Source organism: Pseudomonas sp. EU05-FHT14B02, assembly GCF_058791055.1.
Window position 1 is genome coordinate 1 of record NZ_JBYTDD010000069.1, and the last position, 732, is coordinate 732.

Annotated in this window: 1 protein-coding gene; it reads right to left on the reverse strand. The window is 57.8% G+C overall.

The window, feature by feature from the left end; all coding sequences use genetic code 11:
• Positions 1 to 647, reverse strand: a 647-nt coding sequence (locus AC3WTM_RS29515) for an IS4 family transposase (protein WP_492587683.1), incomplete at its 3' end; no start/stop codon positions are given.
• Positions 648 to 732: the final 85 nt, after the last annotated feature.

The following is a 732-nucleotide window of genomic DNA, read 5'->3' on the forward strand; positions in this document are numbered from 1 at the left end:
CCCAGGGAGTAAAAGCCGCGATCAAATAGCGTCAACGAGTGATCGGGCGTGGTTTCGATCAGTTGCTCCGCCAGTTTTATTTCGTTGCTGCGATAACCGTCAAACGCACTGCCAATCAGCAAGTGGCTGGTCAACTCCATCTGGCAGACCATGCGCACCTGGGGGAAACCCGTGTCGCCATGTTGATTGCTGGCGGAGTCGTAACGTGCGCGGTTTTCCGGTGTGTCGGGCGCTCGCCAGACAACGCCGTCGACGCCCAATAAGCGCAAACCGGCCCAGGTCGGATGACTGGCTGCGTCATGCCAACTTTTCTGCGTCAGATGGAAGACCTGTCGTACAGCCTCGCAACCTAATCGCTGACGGGCTTGAACCACAGCGCTGGGCGCCACCAACGGCCGCTGCCCCGGCAGCATGATGTTCATGCGACTGACCACATCCCAGGCCGACATGCGGCGAAAGAACGCCATGGAAATTACGCACCAGAGCATCATTTCCAACGGCAGGCGTCGCTTGCGCAGGGTCGCTACGCCTGCCTGCTCCAGCGCCTGTTCGACCAAAGAAGGATCGAGCAAGGAGTCCAATCCCTCGATTGAGTTGGGGGTGGAGGCGATGTTGTGGGTCAGTTCCAGTGCCCGAGCGAGACGCATAAAAAAATCCGATGCCAGTACAGGCATCGGATTTTGATTTCTTGCGGCCAAAGGTCAAGCGAGAGGGCTTAACTGATCGGCATTA